Genomic DNA, 3,409 nt, shown 5'->3' with positions numbered 1-3,409 from the left:
AGCTTGATCGACGCACCACTGATGGGGATCGAGGGGTAATTATCCGCAGTCGTCATAGCGGCCAGGTTACCGAACCGCGGCGGTGTTCCTTACACCTGGTCGCGCGGGGTGATCTGCATGGTGTCGATGTTCATATGCGCTGGCAACGCCGCAACCCAACGCACGGCCTCGGCGATATCCTCGGCGCTCAGGTTCAGCTTGTCGGCGTAGACCTCGGCGGCTTTTTCGGCATCGCCGCGGAAACGATTCAGCGAAAACTCCTCGGTAGCCACCCGGCCGGGATCGATCTCTGTCACCCGCAGCGTACCCGGGTGTTCCAAGCGCAGCACCCGGTTGAATGCGCGCACCCCGTGCTTGGCGGCGTTATAGCCCGCGCCACCGGCATACGGGGTCCAGCCAGCGACCGAACCAATATTGACCACCAGGCCAGCATTATCTTCCACCGCCAGCAGCGACGGCAAAAACGCCTTGGTCACGCGCACCGTACCGGCGACGTTGATCTCATACATGCGGTCCCAATCTTCCAGCGAGGATTCCGCGATCGATTCCAGACCAATCGCCCCGCCTGCATTGTTCACCAGCAGGTCAATGCGCCCAACGCTGGCGGCCAGCTTGTCGACGCTGTCCTGGCTGGTCACATCCAGCTGGTGCGCGGTAGCACCGATTTGTTCTGCGAGTTTCTCCAGCCGGTCCATGCGCCGGGCGGCGATGACCACGCGCCAGCCGTCGTCGGCAAGAGCTTTCGCGGTGGCGGCGCCAATCCCCGAGGACGCGCCGGTGACCAGGGCGGTTTTCTGCTGAGTAGTCATGGCACACATGGTAGTGGACGCGCGGTGGGTGTGCGGCGGGCTACAGTGGAAGCGATGACTCTGTTTTCCTGGACACCGCATTCCTGGCGATGGTTCCTGCTCGCACCGGCGTCCGTGGCGCTCGGTTGGGCGCTGGATGCGGTGGGGTTGCCCGCGGCGTGGATCATTGGCGCGATTGTGGTGGCTGGCACGTGGAGCTTGTCGACGGGCGAGCAGCTGAATGTGCACCCGCTGTTTTATCGGTTTGGGCGCGGGATCATCATGACGCTGGCGGCGGTGCCGTTGACGCAGATTCCGGCGTCTGACCTGCTGCATTTCCTGCTTCCCGGGTTGTTTGTCGCCGCGTTTACCGTGACCGTCGGCGTGGCTGGTGGCGTCTTGTTATCGCGTGCGCAGCCGCGGCATATCAGCCCGGAAACGGGTGTGCTGTCCATGTTGCCGGGTGGCGCGTCGGTGGTATCCACGCTGGCGATCGATTTCGGGGCGAATTTCCGCTACGTCATGCTCACGCAGTATTTGCGGGTGCTGGTGCTGTCGCTGACGCTGCCGGTGATCGTGCATCTGTTTATGAGTGGGCAGCTGCACGAGGAGGGTTTGAGCAACGATAGCCCCTGGTGGATGCTGCTGGTTTTCGCCGCGATCGCCCTGGGCGCTGAGCCGGTGGCACGGAAGTTGCGTGTGCCTGCGGCGACGGCGTTGGGGCCACTGCTGGCGACGGTGTTGGCGGCAGCACTTCTTCCCGACGACGTCGAGGTGGCACCGCCTGCGTATTTGGCGATTGTCGCGTTTTTGTCCATCGGCTGGGTCTGCGGTGGTTCTTTGCAGCGCGATGCGCTGGCGTTTTTCGCGAAGCAGTTGCCTGCGACTTTCGCGTTCTTGGGTGCGCTGATGGCGGTGTGCGCGCTGAGTGCATGGCCGCTGACGGGGTGGCTGGATATTTCGTATTTCGAGGCATACCTGGCCACTAGCCCTGGTGCGCTGGAGACGGTGCTGGCGTTGTCCGCGGAAGGTAGCGCGGGCGCCGAAGTGGTGGCGATCCAGATCATCCGCCTGTTGGCCGTGTTATTGCTGGCCAGCTGGTTGCCGCAGGTGTTGCATGGGGTGCGGAAACTGCGGCGGTAGGTGTGGTTTGACCGGTGGGGCGGTTCGAACTGAGGTCAGAGTTAACAAAAGATGATAAGCGCTGAAGTCTTGCGAAAGCTGCTATCGTTCACTCAAGACACATAAAGTAAGGAGCGGCTAATTATCTATAAGGCGTTACTCAATGGGCTACTTGGTATAGCCATTGGCGGAATTGCGATCCTTATAGTGTGGGTCACGCTTCCCTCCCCTGAGTCTCCTTGGTTCTTCTTTGCCGCTTTTCTAGCAATAACCGCTATCAGTGCTGTAGCTGAAATCATCCAAGGTTTAATAAAAAGAAAGAGAAGGAAGCCGGATTCAGGCCCAACCTGAACATAACACTCAACATAACACCGGTGTTATGTTATGTGGGAAGTTAAGGTGTTATGTTGCGCTAGGCTTGACGGTTTCACCATTAAAAGCACCTCTTAATTTTCGATTACACCGATGGCATTCGGAATATCACAGCAGTCCCCACTCGGTGTTATATTTAATCAACGACGAAAAACCATTGGAGGTATTTTACAAACCGGTAAAGATCGAGAGAGCCTACTTTTTAACGCCATCGATAAATTGAAAATAATAATGAACATAATTTCTTATATGGTCACGTTTTTCATCTTCGCTAACCAAATTAATTTGGAAGAAAGTCATGGTTTTGCGAAAGATGGATTCCGTAGTCGCAACGTGTCGGACAGTTTTTTTAAATTCCCGCTTCACGGGTGAAGACGCCCCCACCTTATCCAGTACGGAAAGCAAAAATATCAGAATACCAAAAAGTGCGAGAAAGACAGCCATAAAACTTGGCACTTTATCCAAAGATGGTTCTCCAGAACCAGTGAATACACGAACACCAATCAAAATAGTTCCAATAATATAAAATAAAACTAAAAACACCCCTAATAGCAATAAGATTGTTATAATAATTGCAATAATTGGATTTCTGATCGTAAATTTTTTACTCGAAAATTTCAATTCAAGTGCCAGGCTGTTTTTAAGATACCTTTCAAACAAGCGGTCCATTGGCGAACGATGAGACCTTCTAGAAATCATATATGGCTTATATCTATCAAACTCGCTGTTTCTAAATTTTTCTGCAATATATAGTAATACCTTTCGCTCTTCCTCTAGCTTACGCACATTGGATCGATCATTTATATGTCGGAAAAATTCATAAATTGTATAAAATAAGGTTACTGTTGCTCCTATAATTAATATTTGTTCGTCTTCACCAAAAACCCGCTCAGTAGCGCTCTCTAGCCACTCACTCACAATTTCCATGCATGGGTTATATCACAATGAAGGATCAGTAGAAACTTCCACCTGTTTCGTAGTTAATTCTTTTATTTAACCTATTTTTCGTTTTCCAATTGTAAATAATATCACTACCCCGCGATATGCTCCGCGGCCTGCGAATCCTCCGGCAGCAGGGCACTCGCCTCACCATGGGTGGTGATCACCAGCGCATCACGCGCACGCGA

General features: G+C 53.4%; 3 protein-coding genes. 1 reads left to right on the top strand and 2 read right to left on the bottom strand.

Features of this window, described 5'->3' with window-relative positions; genetic code table 11:
• Positions 1 to 89: 89 nt before the first annotated feature.
• On the bottom strand, positions 90 to 818 hold the full coding sequence (locus BKN05_RS11755) for an SDR family oxidoreductase (RefSeq protein ID WP_049149801.1): 729 nt from the start codon (positions 816 to 818) through the stop codon (positions 90 to 92).
• Between the two features lie 45 nt (positions 819 to 863).
• Here BKN05_RS11755 and BKN05_RS11750 point away from each other — a divergent pair, with 45 nt between their 5' ends.
• Positions 864 to 1,931 carry an AbrB family transcriptional regulator gene (locus tag BKN05_RS11750; protein ID WP_049149803.1) on the top strand — a complete coding sequence of 356 codons (1,068 nt, stop codon included), beginning with the start codon at positions 864 to 866 and terminating at the stop codon, positions 1,929 to 1,931.
• A 546-nt stretch (positions 1,932 to 2,477) separates the two neighbouring features.
• Here BKN05_RS11750 and BKN05_RS11745 read toward each other — a convergent pair.
• The gene (locus BKN05_RS11745) at positions 2,478 to 3,200 is read right to left on the bottom strand and encodes a hypothetical protein (protein WP_286688714.1); all 723 of its coding nucleotides are present in this window, start codon (positions 3,198 to 3,200) and stop codon (positions 2,478 to 2,480) included.
• Positions 3,201 to 3,409: the final 209 nt, after the last annotated feature.

Origin of the sequence: Corynebacterium sp. S5S1, assembly GCF_001913985.1 — a bacterium.
GTDB classification, from domain to species: Bacteria; Actinomycetota; Actinomycetes; order Mycobacteriales; family Mycobacteriaceae; genus Corynebacterium; species Corynebacterium marquesiae.
This window is presented reverse-complemented; position numbering and strand designations above follow the sequence as displayed.